General features: G+C 37.6%; 17 protein-coding genes. 6 read left to right on the top strand and 11 right to left on the bottom strand.

Features of this window, described 5'->3' with window-relative positions:
- Positions 1 to 38: 38 nt before the first annotated feature.
- Positions 39 to 326, top strand: coding sequence for a DUF1244 domain-containing protein (locus tag AC27IF_RS07620; protein WP_487053385.1), 288 nt, complete (start codon positions 39 to 41; stop codon positions 324 to 326).
- A 43-nt stretch (positions 327 to 369) separates the two neighbouring features.
- Here the strand turns inward: AC27IF_RS07620 and rlmM are convergent, their stop codons facing one another.
- The 4 genes from rlmM to AC27IF_RS07600 are packed head-to-tail and all read right to left on the bottom strand — an operon-like array spanning position 370 to position 3487.
- Entirely contained in the window at positions 370 to 1467 is a 1098-nt protein-coding gene (gene rlmM, locus AC27IF_RS07615; protein ID WP_487053384.1) for a 23S rRNA (cytidine(2498)-2'-O)-methyltransferase RlmM, read from the bottom strand.
- Positions 1464 to 1862: a DUF423 domain-containing protein gene (locus AC27IF_RS07610; protein WP_487053383.1), complete on the bottom strand. Its 399-nt coding sequence runs from the start codon at positions 1860 to 1862 to the stop codon at positions 1464 to 1466. Before AC27IF_RS07610 ends, rlmM begins: the two co-directional genes overlap by 4 nt.
- Before the next feature lies 1 nt (position 1863).
- Positions 1864 to 2526, bottom strand: coding sequence for an alpha/beta family hydrolase (locus AC27IF_RS07605; RefSeq protein WP_487053382.1), 663 nt, complete (start codon positions 2524 to 2526; stop codon positions 1864 to 1866).
- Between the two features lie 28 nt (positions 2527 to 2554).
- The gene (locus AC27IF_RS07600; protein ID WP_487053380.1) at positions 2555 to 3487 is read right to left on the bottom strand and encodes a transcriptional regulator GcvA; all 933 of its coding nucleotides are present in this window, start codon (positions 3485 to 3487) and stop codon (positions 2555 to 2557) included.
- 318 nt (positions 3488 to 3805) lie between these two features.
- Between AC27IF_RS07600 and AC27IF_RS07595 the strand changes: the two genes are divergently transcribed.
- Entirely contained in the window at positions 3806 to 4102 is a 297-nt protein-coding gene (locus AC27IF_RS07595; protein ID WP_487053378.1) for a hypothetical protein, read from the top strand.
- Positions 4103 to 4211: 109 nt separating this feature from the next.
- Here AC27IF_RS07595 and kdsA read toward each other — a convergent pair whose 3' ends face one another.
- From kdsA to hemA, 7 genes are all read right to left on the bottom strand, one after another.
- Entirely contained in the window at positions 4212 to 5051 is an 840-nt protein-coding gene (gene kdsA / locus AC27IF_RS07590; RefSeq protein WP_487053377.1) for a 3-deoxy-8-phosphooctulonate synthase, read from the bottom strand.
- Positions 5052 to 5122: 71 nt separating this feature from the next.
- Entirely contained in the window at positions 5123 to 6367 is a 1245-nt protein-coding gene (locus AC27IF_RS07585) for a DUF819 family protein (protein WP_487053376.1), read from the bottom strand.
- A gap of 45 nt (positions 6368 to 6412) precedes the next feature.
- Entirely contained in the window at positions 6413 to 7267 is an 855-nt protein-coding gene (locus AC27IF_RS07580) for a SirB1 family protein (protein WP_487053374.1), read from the bottom strand.
- Between the two features lie 32 nt (positions 7268 to 7299).
- A complete protein-coding gene (locus AC27IF_RS07575; RefSeq protein ID WP_487053372.1) occupies positions 7300 to 7668 on the bottom strand; it encodes a SirB2 family protein in 369 nt (122 codons plus the stop codon).
- Positions 7669 to 7693: 25 nt separating this feature from the next.
- Positions 7694 to 8584 (bottom strand): peptide chain release factor N(5)-glutamine methyltransferase, encoded by an 891-nt coding sequence (prmC, locus tag AC27IF_RS07570; RefSeq protein WP_487053371.1) that lies wholly within the window; start codon positions 8582 to 8584, stop codon positions 7694 to 7696.
- Between the two features lie 4 nt (positions 8585 to 8588).
- Positions 8589 to 9677, bottom strand: a complete 1089-nt coding sequence (prfA, locus tag AC27IF_RS07565; protein WP_487053369.1) for a peptide chain release factor 1 — start codon at positions 9675 to 9677, stop codon at positions 8589 to 8591.
- A gap of 150 nt (positions 9678 to 9827) precedes the next feature.
- The gene (gene hemA, locus AC27IF_RS07560) at positions 9828 to 11096 is read right to left on the bottom strand and encodes a glutamyl-tRNA reductase (RefSeq protein WP_487053368.1); all 1269 of its coding nucleotides are present in this window, start codon (positions 11094 to 11096) and stop codon (positions 9828 to 9830) included.
- Between the two features lie 197 nt (positions 11097 to 11293).
- Here hemA and lolB point away from each other — a divergent pair, with 197 nt between their 5' ends.
- From lolB to AC27IF_RS07540, 4 genes are all read left to right on the top strand, one after another.
- Positions 11294 to 11932, top strand: coding sequence for a lipoprotein insertase outer membrane protein LolB (gene lolB, locus AC27IF_RS07555; protein WP_487053367.1), 639 nt, complete (start codon positions 11294 to 11296; stop codon positions 11930 to 11932).
- A complete protein-coding gene (gene ispE, locus AC27IF_RS07550; protein ID WP_487053365.1) occupies positions 11925 to 12875 on the top strand; it encodes a 4-(cytidine 5'-diphospho)-2-C-methyl-D-erythritol kinase in 951 nt (316 codons plus the stop codon). Before lolB ends, ispE begins: the two co-directional genes overlap by 8 nt.
- A gap of 78 nt (positions 12876 to 12953) precedes the next feature.
- Complete coding sequence (locus AC27IF_RS07545) at positions 12954 to 13901, top strand: ribose-phosphate pyrophosphokinase (RefSeq protein WP_487053364.1); 948 nt, start codon at positions 12954 to 12956, stop codon at positions 13899 to 13901.
- Between the two features lie 238 nt (positions 13902 to 14139).
- A complete protein-coding gene (locus AC27IF_RS07540; protein ID WP_487053362.1) occupies positions 14140 to 14769 on the top strand; it encodes a 50S ribosomal protein L25/general stress protein Ctc in 630 nt (209 codons plus the stop codon).
- Positions 14770 to 14774 lie beyond the last annotated feature (5 nt).

Below are 14774 nucleotides of genomic sequence, written 5' to 3'. Positions count from 1 at the left end.
ATTGGTATAAAACTAATTTTACCTCGATAGGACAAACCATGGATAAAGAAATAGAAGTTCAAGCCGCCGTTTTTCGCCGCTTACTCGCTCATTTAGATAATCGTAAAGATGTACAAAATATTGAATTAATGAATCTGGCTGGGTTTTGCCGTAATTGTTTTAGCAAATGGACGGTAGCTGAAGCTGAGAAGCTAGGCGTTGAAGTTGATCTGCCTACCGCACAACAACAAGTGTACGGTATGTCGTATCAAGAATGGAAAGAAAATCATCAATTGCCAGCTACCGAAGAGCAGCTAGCAAAATTTAATGAATTAAATAAAAAGTAAAATAGCTCTTTCGCCAGTGCTGATTTACTGAAGGTACTGGCTTTTATTTTTGCGGCACTGGAGATAATAATCTAGCATGTACCGTTATTTCTTCACGGTCATAGTATAGGTGCTTGGCATACAGTTCATATTTGACTTTATGCTCACTAAAAGCATCTTTAATACTTTGTAAGTCTTCCGTCACTTGTTGATATCGCCCTTTCATTGGCAGCTTCAAATTGAACATTGCTTCTTTACAGTAGCCATTTAACAACCATTGCGACATCAAATTAGCCACACGTTGTGGCTTTTCAATCATGTCACAAACAAGCCAATGGACATTTTGCTTCATAGGAACATATTTAAAACCATCCATCATCTTATGCTTAACCTGCCCTGTTTCCATAAGTGACTCAGCCATAGGTCCATTATCAATCGCTGTTACCATCATACCTCGGCGTACTAATTGATAAGTCCAACCGCCAGGAGCTGAGCCTAAATCCACAGCATTCATACCTGAAGTTAAGCGTTCACTCCATTCTTCTTTTGGAATAAAATGCAAAAAGGCTTCATCTAGTTTTAACGTTGAACGACTTGGTGCTTGGCTTGGAAATTTCAGGCGAGGAATGCCCATGACATGCTTTGAGCTATTATGCGCGAGTGAAAACCCTAAAATAACTTCCTGTCCAGATAAAAACAAAGCATGTAAAATAGCGCCTTCTTGTTGCGTGTCCTTACTTACTTTTTTATCAGTTAACACCTTAACTTTACGTAAGCCTTGGCGTAGCGGTACCGAAAGCTTTCGGCAAAACTTGCTCAAAGCTTTACCATCATTGGTATCAGCCGTTTCCATGCGCAACTCATCGTATTGCCACTCAGAGCCTAAGACCTCAACAATAGCTTCTACCCGATTATAATCAGGTAACTCTATTTTATCCGTTAACGTAACAAACCATTGCCTTGCAAAAATAAGTCGCTTTAACGGTAACTTTTTCATTAACGTTTCGCCATGCTCAGCTTCATGTAAGTGAAAAAAAACCAAACCTTGATTTTTTTTAAGCTCTAAATAGCCATACATTTCGTTCCAAGCTGCTTTTTCTTGGATTTCAGCACCACATTCTTTTTCAAAGCCAGGGCGACAAAATAATACAATAGAAGTCATAATCTCTTTATACCTTCAATAGACACAAATAACCAAGCAATTGCTAGCATTATACCGCCTACGGGAGTGAGTTTGCCAACAAGGGCAATACTGAAAAATATTTTGATGTATATCGCTACGCTAAAGCACAATATACCAATAAAAAAGCCTATACAGGCAGCAAGTAATATTTTACTTTCCGCCGACCTTATAGCCCAAACTAATGAAGCAAACAGCGCCAACGTATGTAATAGTTGATATTGCTGTGCTGTTTGTAAGCTTAAAAAGTCGCTAGGCGCTAATGTCTGCCCAGCATGGGCAAGCCAAGCGCCGAATAGTACAGAAAAGCATCCACTGATGCCATCAAAAACCATCAAAAATTTAATTGTTTTTCTTTTTGCTATCTCATCAGTCATATTAATTACTCGACTCAATCATTTTTTTAATAAATTTACTGATGCTTTTTGCTGCTGATTGTCTATGTTGTTGCTCAGTAAACCCTGATTTGACTCTGGGCTTCAAACTATGATCGCCATCAGGTAAAAAGTCATATTGGCACAACGCTGAAACTTGATAATCCGCAATCTCTTCAGCTGAGCCTAAAGTATCCCGCTCTCCTTGTATGATGAGGATTGGTTTATTTGTATTTTGAAGTGGCTCTAAACGCAATTTTTCTGGTTTCTTCGCTGGATGAAACGGATAACCTAAACAAAAAACACCTTTTATAGATTCGCTTATTGCTATGTCTCCCGTTAACGTTGCTGCTACTCGAGAGCCCATTGATTTACCACCGATAAATAAAGGCAACTGAATTTGAGATGATTCATCCCTTATCACATTAAAAATTACATCCGTATAACAATTAATGAGTTTTGGCATTCTATCAGGTGGGTAACGTTTACCGTCTTCAGCACGTTTATCCATATACGGAAAATTGAACCGTAATACGTTAATATTTTCTTGATTTAACAATAAAGTTAAATCTTCCATAAACTCATGATGCATATCAGCACCCGCGCCATGAGCAAAAATAACTTGTGCTATTGGGTTTTCTACATTATTTATAAGTTTACTCATCATTAAAGAGCCATTTCTTCCAAAATTAACATTATGCTATCTGTCCATCAGTTATTTGCTCTTGCTCAGCTTCAACCATGTCTAATAACCAATTTCTAAATACTTCAATTTTAGCATTGTCTTTTTGTGTTTCTCTGCAAACAACAAAGTAGGCATTTTTACTCACTAAGACATCATTAAAAGGACAAACTAAACGCCCTGAGTCAATATCAGGTTGAGCTAAAACACTATAAGCTAAGGCAACGCCTTGTCCGTATAGTGCCGCTTGTAACACCATGGCAGAATGACTAAAAATAGGACCATGATTAACATTCGCCCCTTTTACCCCTACTTGTTTAAACCAGCGTTTCCAATCTTTACGTGAAGTATCGTGTAATAACGTATGATGTTGTAAATCATCAAGAGATACTAAAGGTGGTTTATCAAGAGCAGCATTGTCCTGTATTAATATAGGTGAGCATACTGGAATTAAATACTCGGTATGTAGTTTATCAGCATGAATGTTTGGCCATCGACCTCGTCCATAATATATAGCAACATCGACATCCTCTGTTAACGAGTTTTCAGCTTGATCTACAGCCTTGATTCGAACATCAATGTCAGGGTGTAAAGCATTAAAAGCACTAAGCCTAGGCACTAACCATTGAATAGCAAAGCTTGCTTGTGAGCTAACCGTTATTGCCCCTTTCGCTCCGCGAGCTAATAATTTCTCAGTCGCATCTAAAATGGAGTTAAAAATATCTTTAATATCGAGATAATAAGATTGACCTTCTTCCGTTAATAATAATGCACGATTTTTTCGCATAAACAATTTTATGCCTAAATGCTCTTCCAGCGCTTTAATTTGATGACTAACGGCTGCTTGAGTTACAAACAACTCTTCTGCCGCGCGGGTAAAGCTCAGCTGTCTTGCTGAAGCTTCAAATGCCCTCAAAGCGTTCAAAGGTGGGAGTCTACTAGCCAAGCCTTTTATTCCTTCTCTGAAAAGTTACAATATGGGTTACACAATATCTCAATTTTCAATACTAACACCTTCGCATTAGTTTTTCTAATGAATAACATTAATATTAGTCATTTTTATTTCGTTAATATTTTACGTATTATAGCGTCCGTAGATGAAGGACATCATCTCAACGTTCTACGGAATATAAGCTGTGACCCCAACCCACAGCTTATATTTTCATAACGAACATGCAAGAGAGTAAGTCCTAATAAATCTATCCACTCTAAATAAGTAGAGTAAACAAAACATTTATTATTAGGTCAAATAGGAAATAACAACATGAAAAAAACAAATTCATACAAATTAGCAATAGCTGCAACCTCAATGGTTATGGTTTACTTTGTTTCTGGTCTAGCTGCAATTGCTCAAGCAAGTGAACTGATAAAAGCTGAGCCAGTACAAGAGATTAACTTAATGCAGCAAGCTCAAGATAATTTAGCATTATCATTCTCTACTTTAACTATTGAAAATGATTTCACTAACAGTAAATTAGATAACTCAATGGCTGAACAAAAAAATATTGCTAAAGAAAATAAATCGGTAACGTTAACTAAAGTAACACGTATCAGTGAGTAACTTTATCGTAAACATCATCAAAAAATGCTCGCACATTTTACTTGAAGGTAAAAACTAAAAAAGCTGTCAACTGACAGCTTTTTTTATGTCTTAAATACTTAGCTTGCTATCAATCTGTGATTAATGGCTCGAAACCTTTAACTAAGTCATCAATGGCTTTCATTTGTGCTAAATAAGGCTCAAGTTTATCTAGAGGTAAAGCACAAGGTCCATCACACTTTGCAACACTTGGATCAGGATGCGCTTCAATAAACAACCCCGCAATACCAATAGCCATACCACTTCGGGTTAACTGGGCGGCTTGTGCGCGTCTGCCATCAGCACTGTCACTTCTACCACCTGGCTTTTGTAATGCGTGTGTAGCATCAAAAATCACCGGGGCATAATTGCGCATTTCATCCATCGCAAGCATATCTACAACTAGATTATTATAGCCATAACAACTACCACGCTCACACAATATAATATTTTCATTACCTGCTTCGCCAAACTTATTAATGATATGTTTCATTTCATGGGCAGCTAAAAACTGGGGCTTTTTAACATTAATGGTTGCCCCTGTTTTGGCCATAGCAACCACTAAATCAGTTTGTCTAGCTAAAAAGGCAGGTAACTGAATGACATCAACAACATCAGCAACAGGCTGTGCTTGGTATGGTTCGTGTACGTCAGTGATAATAGGTACATTAAAAGTTGACTTAATCTCTTCAAAAATTTTTAAGCCTTCATCAAGTCCTGGACCTCGATATGAATGAACCGACGAACGATTAGCTTTATCAAATGATGCCTTAAACACATAAGGTATATTTAATTTTTGCGTAACCTCAACGTAATGCTCAGCAATTTTCATCGCTAAATCACGTGATTCGAGCACATTCATACCACCAAATAAAACGAATGGTTTATCATTTGCTACTTCGATTGACTGTACATTTACAGACTTTATCATATCCTTTAATTTCCTTTATTTACGTAGCTATATGTTCAATTATTTAGCGCTACATTAATTTAATCTTTGTTTTACGGCGATACAGATTGCATCAGTAGCGCACAAATATAAGCCATGTAAGTTCCAACACCATAACCTAGTACCGCTAATAATACCCCAACAGGTGCTAATGATGGGTGAAATGCTGATGCAACAACAGGCGCCGAAGCAGCCCCGCCAACATTCGCTTGTGAGCCAACCGCCATATAAAATAATGGTGCTTTTATCGCTTTAGCTACCACTAACATTAAACATGCATGGATTAACATCCAAATTGCCCCAAGTACAAAATACATCGGTGTTTCAGCAATGGCTGTTACATTCATGTGCAAACCAATAGATGCCACTAAAATATACAAAAAGCTAGAAGCAACTTTTGAGGCCCCGTACGCTTCAATATGTCTCACGCGAGTAAAAGATAAACTAATACCAATCGTTGTTGAAATAACAATTAGCCAAAAGAATTTACTATTTAGACTATATTCCGATGCCCAAGCAAAGTTATTACCAAAATAAGGCCCTAAGAAATCAGCAGCAAAATGTGCGAAACCAGTAATACCAAAGGCAATAGCAATAATGGTCATATAGTCATTTAATGTTGGCATTCTGGCATGCTCAGCATGATACGTTTCAACTTTTACTTTTAATTCTTCTATCGCTGAAGTATCGGCACCTGTTTTGGCATCAATAGCCTTATGATTCGCTGCCATAAATAATAAGACTGCCATCCAGATATTTGCCACAATGACATCAACAGTAACCATAGCGGAGAATATATTCCCCCCAACATCGAACATTTCTTTCATCGAAGCTTGATTCGCACCACCGCCAATCCAACTTCCTGCAACCGTAGCCATACCACGCCATACTGCTTCAGTGCCAACACCGCCAACAGCTTCAGGGTAAACAGCACTCATAATTAATATAGCGATAGGACCGCCAATAACAATACCTAAGGTACCGGTTAAAAATAATATTAGTGCTTTAGGTCCTAAATTGATAATACCTTTTAAATCAATACTTATGGTTAATAATATTAAACATGCCGGTAGTAAATAACGAGAAGCGACATAATAAATTTTTGATCCCTCACCATCGACTATATTGAAGGTGTTTAACAATGAAGGTAAAAAATAACAGAGTAATAACGCTGGAATGTACTTATAAAACTTTTTCCAAAATGGGTTTTGACTATTTGAGGTAGTAAAGATAAAGCCTAAAATTATAGCTAACAAACCTAACACGGTTGCGTCATTGGTTATCAAAGGTGCAGACATCTAATTTCCTATATTTTCTCTAAGCTGTATAAATTATTGAGCCTATTAGTGAAAAGTTGGGTCACTTAAGGTGATATTATCAAGTTGTATCTTGAGTAATTGCGCCGCAGGATCACTTGGGCACTGTTCAACAAAGTAACGGTAATCATCGACAGCCACTTTAAAGCAATCTAACTGATGAAGCAAAAAGCCACGATCACGCCTTTGATGCGGATCGTCAGGATTTAGTGACAGTAGAACATCTACGCACAACAATGCCTTATCGAATGCCTGCTCACGAATTAAGGCATTTTTAAGTGCACTTAAATATTCCACCAATATTGAAGAGCGATTCATACTAGCAAGTTCATGCTGACTAGGGTCCCCTTCTGCATCATCTAGACATAAATCCAATTCATGCCAATCAAGAGACTCACCTGAAATTGCATCAAAAATAATCGCATAATCATTGTCGCAACATAGGCGCAGCATCACTTTAGATGGCACAAAAACTAAATCACATTGAAAGCCACAAGCGTTAATAATTTCACTGACGACAGCAGCTTTAACAATAGGTGACATTAATCGTTGATTTAAGCTCGCTGATACCATGAAAGCTTCCACCGGCCACTCACTTTTATATTTATCAATAAATAAATGCTGATAAAATAGTTCGTTTAATAGTACTTCAGCTTGATCTAATGGTGATTCAATATCGCTAATTACAGCTTGGCACTGCTCAATAATCCTTTCTAACGTATCAAGAGACTGCCCAGTAGCTAAACTCTCCTCATCAACAACTTTAGCAACACTTAATCCTTGAAAAATATACTCTTCAAGTAACACGAGAGTTTGTAACAAATCTTTTTTCTCAGAGGTTAACTCTGACAATAATAATTCTGGTAATAACGAAGTATTCATAACAACTTAATAATTAAATAACGTTTATATATTTACAGTAGAAACAATGGCTCTCGAGTCATTGCAAGACGAACAATTAACATGACCCAACCAATAGCACCTAAATAGCCAATAATTTGCATGCTTTTATTTCGGGCTAACTTTAAGGTGTAATAACCCGTAAAAATATACGCAACTACCGCAAATAACTTCTCTAAAAGCCATAACTGCTCTAATGGGTTAATAGCATATTGTACGACCATGACAACACCGACAGTCAATAATAAAGTATCAACTATGTGAGGAGTGATCTTTACCCATTTAGCTTGTAATTTAGTTGAATTAACTAAAGTCCAAAAGAAACGTAAAGTAAAAAGGCTGACACTGATTACTGCTAATGTCATATGTATATGTTTAAACATTGTTTTCCCCTAATTTTTTATTATGTTAGTTAATGCTTTTATTTGCTAAAACAGCCCAGGTAATACGTTCTTGGCTATTTAAGTCTTGTTTAGTTTGTGCATTTTTATAGCCAAAGCCGCTTAATATCTCTCTGACATCTTCTCCTTGCGTTGAGCCGTGTTCAATAAACAAAGCCCCCTGAGAAGTTAAGAAATCACGTGCGGTATCAGCAATATGTTTGATATCAGCTAAACCTAGCTCTTTAGCAATAAGTGCTGATGCTGGCTCAAAACGTACATCTCCTTGCGATAAATTTTTATCTTCACTATCAATATAAGGAGGATTCGAAACGATAATCTCAAATTTTTTAGCCAATTCAATTTGTTCAAACCAATCACTTTGAAAAATATTAATGTGGGATAACTTTAAGTTTTCGGCATTAAGCTGCGCTAGTTTTACCGCATCTTCGTTAAAATCGACAGCATCAATATTCCATGTTGGCTTTTCGCTAGCCAGTGCTAATGCTATAGCACCTGTACCTGTGCCTAAATCTAAACAATTAATATCGTGATGGTCACCAAAACAATCAAGTACTAATTCAACTAGAGTTTCAGTATCAGGGCGAGGAATAAGTGTGGCAGGAGAAACTTTAAGTGGTAGGGACCAAAACTCTTTCTCACCAACGATATAAGCAATAGGCTCACCTAAATACCTACGAGAAAGTAAATTAATAAAACGTTCAACTTGTTGCTCTGTTAACTTTTTCTCTGGCCAAGTAAATAAGTAGCTGCGAGGTTTATCAATCACAAAAGCAATTAATATTTGAGTATCAAGTAAAGCACTATCAGAGCCAGCAGTTAAAACATGCTGGCCTTGTTCAAGCAAGTTGGCAATAGAGTTATCGCCAACCAAACGCATACGCATATCAGTGGTCATTAAATTAATTTTGTGCCGCAAGCTCAGCTAATAAATCGGCTTGGTTTTCTTGCATAATTGGCTCCATGACCAATTGCAAGTTACCTTCCATCACTTCGTTTAAGCGGTATAAAGTTAAGTTGATACGGTGATCACTCATGCGGCCTTGAGGAAAGTTATAAGTACGAATGCGCTCAGAGCGATCGCCACTTGCCACTAAATTTCGACGAGAAGACTCTTCCTCACTACGACGCTTTTCATCTTCTGCTTGTTGTAGTCTAGCTTGAAGAACAGACATAGCTTGTGCACGGTTTTTATGCTGTGAACGTTGATCTTGACACTCAACAACAACTCCCGTCGGGATATGGGTAATTCGTATTGCTGAATCTGTTTTGTTAACATGCTGACCACCAGCGCCTGAGGCACGGAAGGTATCAATTCTTAAGTCAGCCTTATTAATTTCAATTGCTTGAGATTCAGGTATTTCAGGCATAACAACCACAGTACACGCCGATGTATGAACTCGCCCTTGTGACTCAGTTTCAGGGACACGCTGAACGCGATGGCCACCTGATTCAAATTTCATATGACCATAAACGCCTTCACCGTTTATTTTCATGATCATTTCTTTATAACCGCCCTGCTCACTTTCATTGGCATTCATTACTTCAATTTTCCAACCTTGCTTTTCAGCATATCGGCTGTACATTCTGAATAAATCGCCTGTAAAAATAGCAGCTTCATCACCACCTGCACCGGCACGAATTTCAACAAAACAGTTATTGTCGTCGTTTGGATCACGTGGTAATAATAAAATTTGTAGCTCATCGGCTAAATCAGCTACTGCTTTTTTAGCTTCTTTATATTCTTCTTGCGCCATTTCACGCATATCAGGATCATCGTCCTTTAACATTAACTCAGCAGTGGAAAAGTCATCTTCTGCTTCTTTATAGTTATTAAATACGGAAGTAACTTGCTCTAATTGCTTAAACTCTTGGGACAATGCGCGAAACTTTTCTTGATTTGCAATAGTTTCAGGATCTGATAATAAGGCTTGAACTTCTTCAAAGCGTTCAACTAAGCCTTCAAGCTTTTGATATACTGACGATTTCATTAAAATTATCTTTTCTTTTTTGCTTATTAATAAGGGAGTTTTAATCGAGAGAAAAACTAAACGACTGCTATTCTAGCACAATAGCAATTTTTACATAGATAAAGGTTTGTGTATATTACGTAAGTGAAAATAGCAAAGTATCAGGGGATATTATTTACCGCTATCAATATCAAAAATATCGCGCAAATAAATAAGCTTATCTAATTCACCACCTTGGGCGGCAGACTGCAAAGCGCTCGTTGGTGCATGCATTAGTTTATTGGTTAATTTAGTTGCCAGCTCATTCATAACCCCTTCAGCATTTTTACCACTATTTAATTGTGATATTGCCTTTTCAAGGAGTAAATCTCGCTCAGACAAACACTGTTTTCGATAGCTAACCACAGTATCTTGAGTATTCAAACCGCGTAACCAAGACATAAAGCTATTCGACTGGCTATTGACTATGCTTTCTGCTTCAACCGCGGCTTTTCTTCTATTCTCTAGGTTTTGAGCAATAATGCTTTGTAAATCATCTACGGTGTAAAGAAATACGTCATCCAAATCACCAACCTGCTCTTCTATATCACGAGGGACGGCTAAATCAACCATAAAGATAGGCTGATGCCTACGCTGGGTTAGCGCTTGCTCTACCATACCTTTACCAATTAAAGGTAGTGTCGAACCTGTGGAGCTAATAACAATATCTGCTTCGCACATAAGTTGAGGTATTTGCGCTAAAGTTATGACATCAGCGCCAATCTTTTTCGCCATGCCTTCAGCTTTTTCAATAGTGCGATTGGCAACGGTAATTTTACCGACATTATTTTCGTATAAATGTTTAGCCACTAACTCAATTGTTTCACCCGCGCCAACAAGTAAAACACGTACTTTCTCAAGACTGGCAAAAATATGTTTAGCTAAATTAACGCTAGCAAAAGCAACGGATACCGCACTAGTACCAATATCTGTTTCCGTACGTACTTGTTTAGCAACACCAAAAGTACGTTGAAATAACCTATCCATAACTAAAGCCATAGAGCCTGCGGCTTTTGCTTGCGAATAAGCTTGCTTCATTTGTCCTAATATTTGCGGCTCGCCCAGCACTAACGAGTCTAAACCACAAGCGACGCGCATCATATGGTTTACCGCTTGCTGATCTTGATGCCAATAGATGCTAGGTAAGATAGTGGAGGCAGGTACATTGTGGTAACTTTCTAACCACTTAACTAATCGTTCTTGTGTAAGGGTATAGTCACCGTCTTGAACAAGGTAGAGTTCGGTTCGATTACAGGTAGATAAAATAGCAACTTCACGACATTGCACTGCAGACAACATTTCTTGTAAGGCAACAGAGAGTTTATCCGGGTTAAAGGATATTTTTTCTCTGACTGCAACGGGAGCAGTTTTGTGATTAATTCCAACAGCAACTATGGACAATGTAATAAACCTATTGATATTTTACTTACTAACAAGGCTAGTATAACGCATGGTAAGCTTTTAAAATATGATCTAGGATAAAAATCACAAAAAAGTATCAACATTTTTCAATTTGTAACTTCTTGCAAAGTCTTAAGTTGAATTGCTGAATTGGCTATGTTCCAATACCATTTCATCTACGTACCTATATGTAATTCATGCGCACAACAAACTTCTCCTTAATTTATATATTTTTAATCGTTAGCATTCTTACTGGTTGCGCTACTAAACCAACGCTTGTGCAAGGCATTACCCCCATGACTGTTGAGCAAAGAACAGCAAAGCTACTCGACAAGAAACAATGGCAACTGCGAGGCAAAATTGCTTTTATAGAAAAAACCGTTACAGGTAAAAGTAAACGAGAAAGTGCTTCTATTTATTGGCAAGTTAATGATGAACAACAAACACAAGAATTAAACCTAAACAGTTATCTAGGTATTAATGTTTTGCACCTAGAATCTAATTATGACCAGCATTTATTAAAAGTTGACGGTAAAGAATATCAAACTCAAAACCTATCTAATTTACTGCAATCCCTTACCGGTATTACACTGCCAATAGAGGCATTATCATTTTGGCTAAAAGGTTTACCATTTTCAGAATCCGACACTATAAAATGGCATTCTGAAACACAATTACCTATTAGCCTATCGAGTAATTACAATAATTCGCTATGGCAAGTTGAATACGACAAATACCAGTACGTGAAAGGCTTGCCCATGGCGACAAAATTCACCATCGAAAAAGATAACCTACTAATTAAAGTATCAATTCAAACATGGTCTTTAGATGAATAAATTTACCAACAATAGTTACCAATTCCCCAGCCCCGCAAAACTTAACTTATTTTTACATGTCGTTGGCCAGCGAAACGATGGCTATCATGAACTAGAAACCTTATTTCAATTTGTTGATTACTGCGACACATTAGAAATCACCGTAACAGATAATAGCTCGATTACCCTGCTAACCCCCATTGATGGCGTAGAAGATAAAGATAACCTTATTGTTAAAGCGGCACTCTTATTACAAGAGAAAGCGTTAACTCAACAATCAACAAGCAGGGTAAATACACAAATAAGACCTTTAGGTGCCACTATTAGTATTGATAAAGTACTTCCTATGGGGGGTGGTTTAGGTGGAGGCTCTTCAAATGCAGCTACGGTACTTGTCGCATTAAACACCCTTTGGCAATTAAATTTTAGCCATGATGAGTTAGCTGAAATAGGATTAACTTTAGGTGCAGACGTACCTATTTTTGTCCATGGATTCTCTGCCTTTGCCCAAGGTGTAGGTGAACATTTAACACCAGTTGAGCCTGAAGAATCTTGGTACTTAATCACTAAACCTGATGTCAGCATATCAACAGCAAGTGTCTTTACCTCAACAGATTTACCTAGAAATAGACCAAAAATTATCAGTAATGACTTTAATAAAGATTACCAAGATGCTGATTTATTTGCTGACAGCACAGTAAAAGCAGCAAAGTACCATAATGATTGTCAAACCATGGTAATAAAACATTACTTTGAAGTTGCCAACCTACTGGCTTGGTTGGTAGAATATGCGCCGTCTAGAATGACTGGAACGGGAGCGTGTGTTTTTTCACGTTTTTCTAGTCAACAAGAGGCGTGCGACTTACAAGCGAAACTTCCTAAGGGAGTGAGTTCATTCGTTGCTCAAGGATTAAATAAATCGCCTTTATGCTCAGTGATTGAGCAATTGAAAAGTTCAACCTAATTTGCTGATTCTAACCTATTCAACTAGGGTTAATTTCAGCTACTAATATTAATGTCAAAAGTTTCTGAGGAACTGACTGTGCCTGACATGAAGATTTTTGCGGGTAATGCCACCCCTGAACTGGCCAAACAAATTGCAAATCGCCTATATATCACTTTAGGTGAAGCCAAAATTGGCAGTTTTAGCGATGGTGAAATTAGCTTTGAAATTAATGAAAATGTTCGTGGAAGCGATGTTTTTATTGTTCAATCAACCTGTGCGCCAACGAACAACAACCTAATGGAATTAATTGTGATGATTGACGCATTCCGTCGCGCATCAGCAGGTAGAATCACTGCCGTTATTCCTTACTTTGGCTATGCACGCCAAGACAGACGTGTACGTAGTGCTCGTGTGCCAATTACTGCGAAAGTAGTAGCTGACTTCTTATCAAGTGTTGGTGTTGACCGCGTTTTAACCGTGGATTTACATGCAGAGCAAATCCAAGGTTTCTTCGACGTTCCTGTCGATAATGCTTTTGGTACACCTATTCTTTTAGAAGATATGAAAAACCGTGAGTTAGATAACCCTGTTGTCGTCTCTCCTGATATTGGTGGTGTTGTACGCGCACGTGCAGTGGCCAAACTATTAGATGACGCCGATTTAGCCATTATTGACAAACGTCGTCCAAAAGCCAATGTTGCACAAGTAATGCATATTATTGGTGATGTGAAAGACCGTGATTGTATTATTGTCGATGATATGATTGATACTGGCGGTACACTAGCTAAAGCGGCTGAAGCATTAAAAGATCACGGTGCTAAACGTGTTATCGCTTACGCTACTCACCCTGTTTTATCAGGTAATGCTGCTGAAAATATTAAAAATTCAGTGATTGATGAAGTGGTTGTAACCGATTCAATTCCTTTATCAAAAGAAATTCAAAAATTGAAAATGGTTCGTCAATTAACATTAAGTGGCATGCTTAGTGAAGCAATTCGCCGTGTATGTAATGAAGAGTCAATTTCAGCGATGTTTGATCATTAATCTTTAATTGATGAGCACAAGCTAAATTTGAGCTTTTAAAAGCAGATATTTATTAATATCTGCTTTTTTTATGCGCTTTAAATAGCTTTACGTTATCGCTAGTGTTATTATGCCGCGCCTTTTTTATCTAGAGATCATTCTTAACTAAGAATAATCTTAAAAGAAAAGAGCGAATACCCTTGTTTTTGGTCGCAAAAAACAAGATTTAATTAATTTATACAATATAAGAGTATATATCATGACTGATTTATTTACTTTGGATGCAGAAGTACGTACTGATACAGGGAAAGGTGCGAGCCGCCGCCTACGTCACGCGAATAAAATTCCTGCAATCATTTACGGTGAAGGCCAAGAGCCAGTATCTTTAACTTTAGAGCACAAAACTGTTTTACGTGCTCAACAAGAAGAAGCTTTCTACTCAAGCGTATTAACATTAATCATTGGCAAGAAAAAAGTTCAATGTTTAATTAAAGATATGCAACGTCACCCTTTCAAAAACATCATAATGCACATGGATTTCATGCGTATTGATGCAAAACATGCTATCCATACTAATGTTCCAATTCACTTCATCAATGAAGAGACTGTAGCTAAGACTGGTGCAAACATTGCTCATCACATCACTGAAATTGCTATTTCTTGTTTACCAAAAGACTTACCTGAGTTTATTGAAGTAGACTTAGCAGACTTAGAAGTTGGTCAAACAGTTCATTTATCAGACGTTACTTTCCCTAAAGGCGTAACATCAGATGAGTTAGCTAAAGGCGAAAGCCATGACCAAGCTGTTGTAACTGCTAATGCTCCTAAAGCAAGCAAAGATGACGATGGCGAAGAAGCTGCTGAAGAAGAAACAGCTTCTGAAGAATAACAGTT

The organism is Colwellia sp. KS18-150, assembly GCF_057551365.1.
This window is presented reverse-complemented; position numbering and strand designations above follow the sequence as displayed.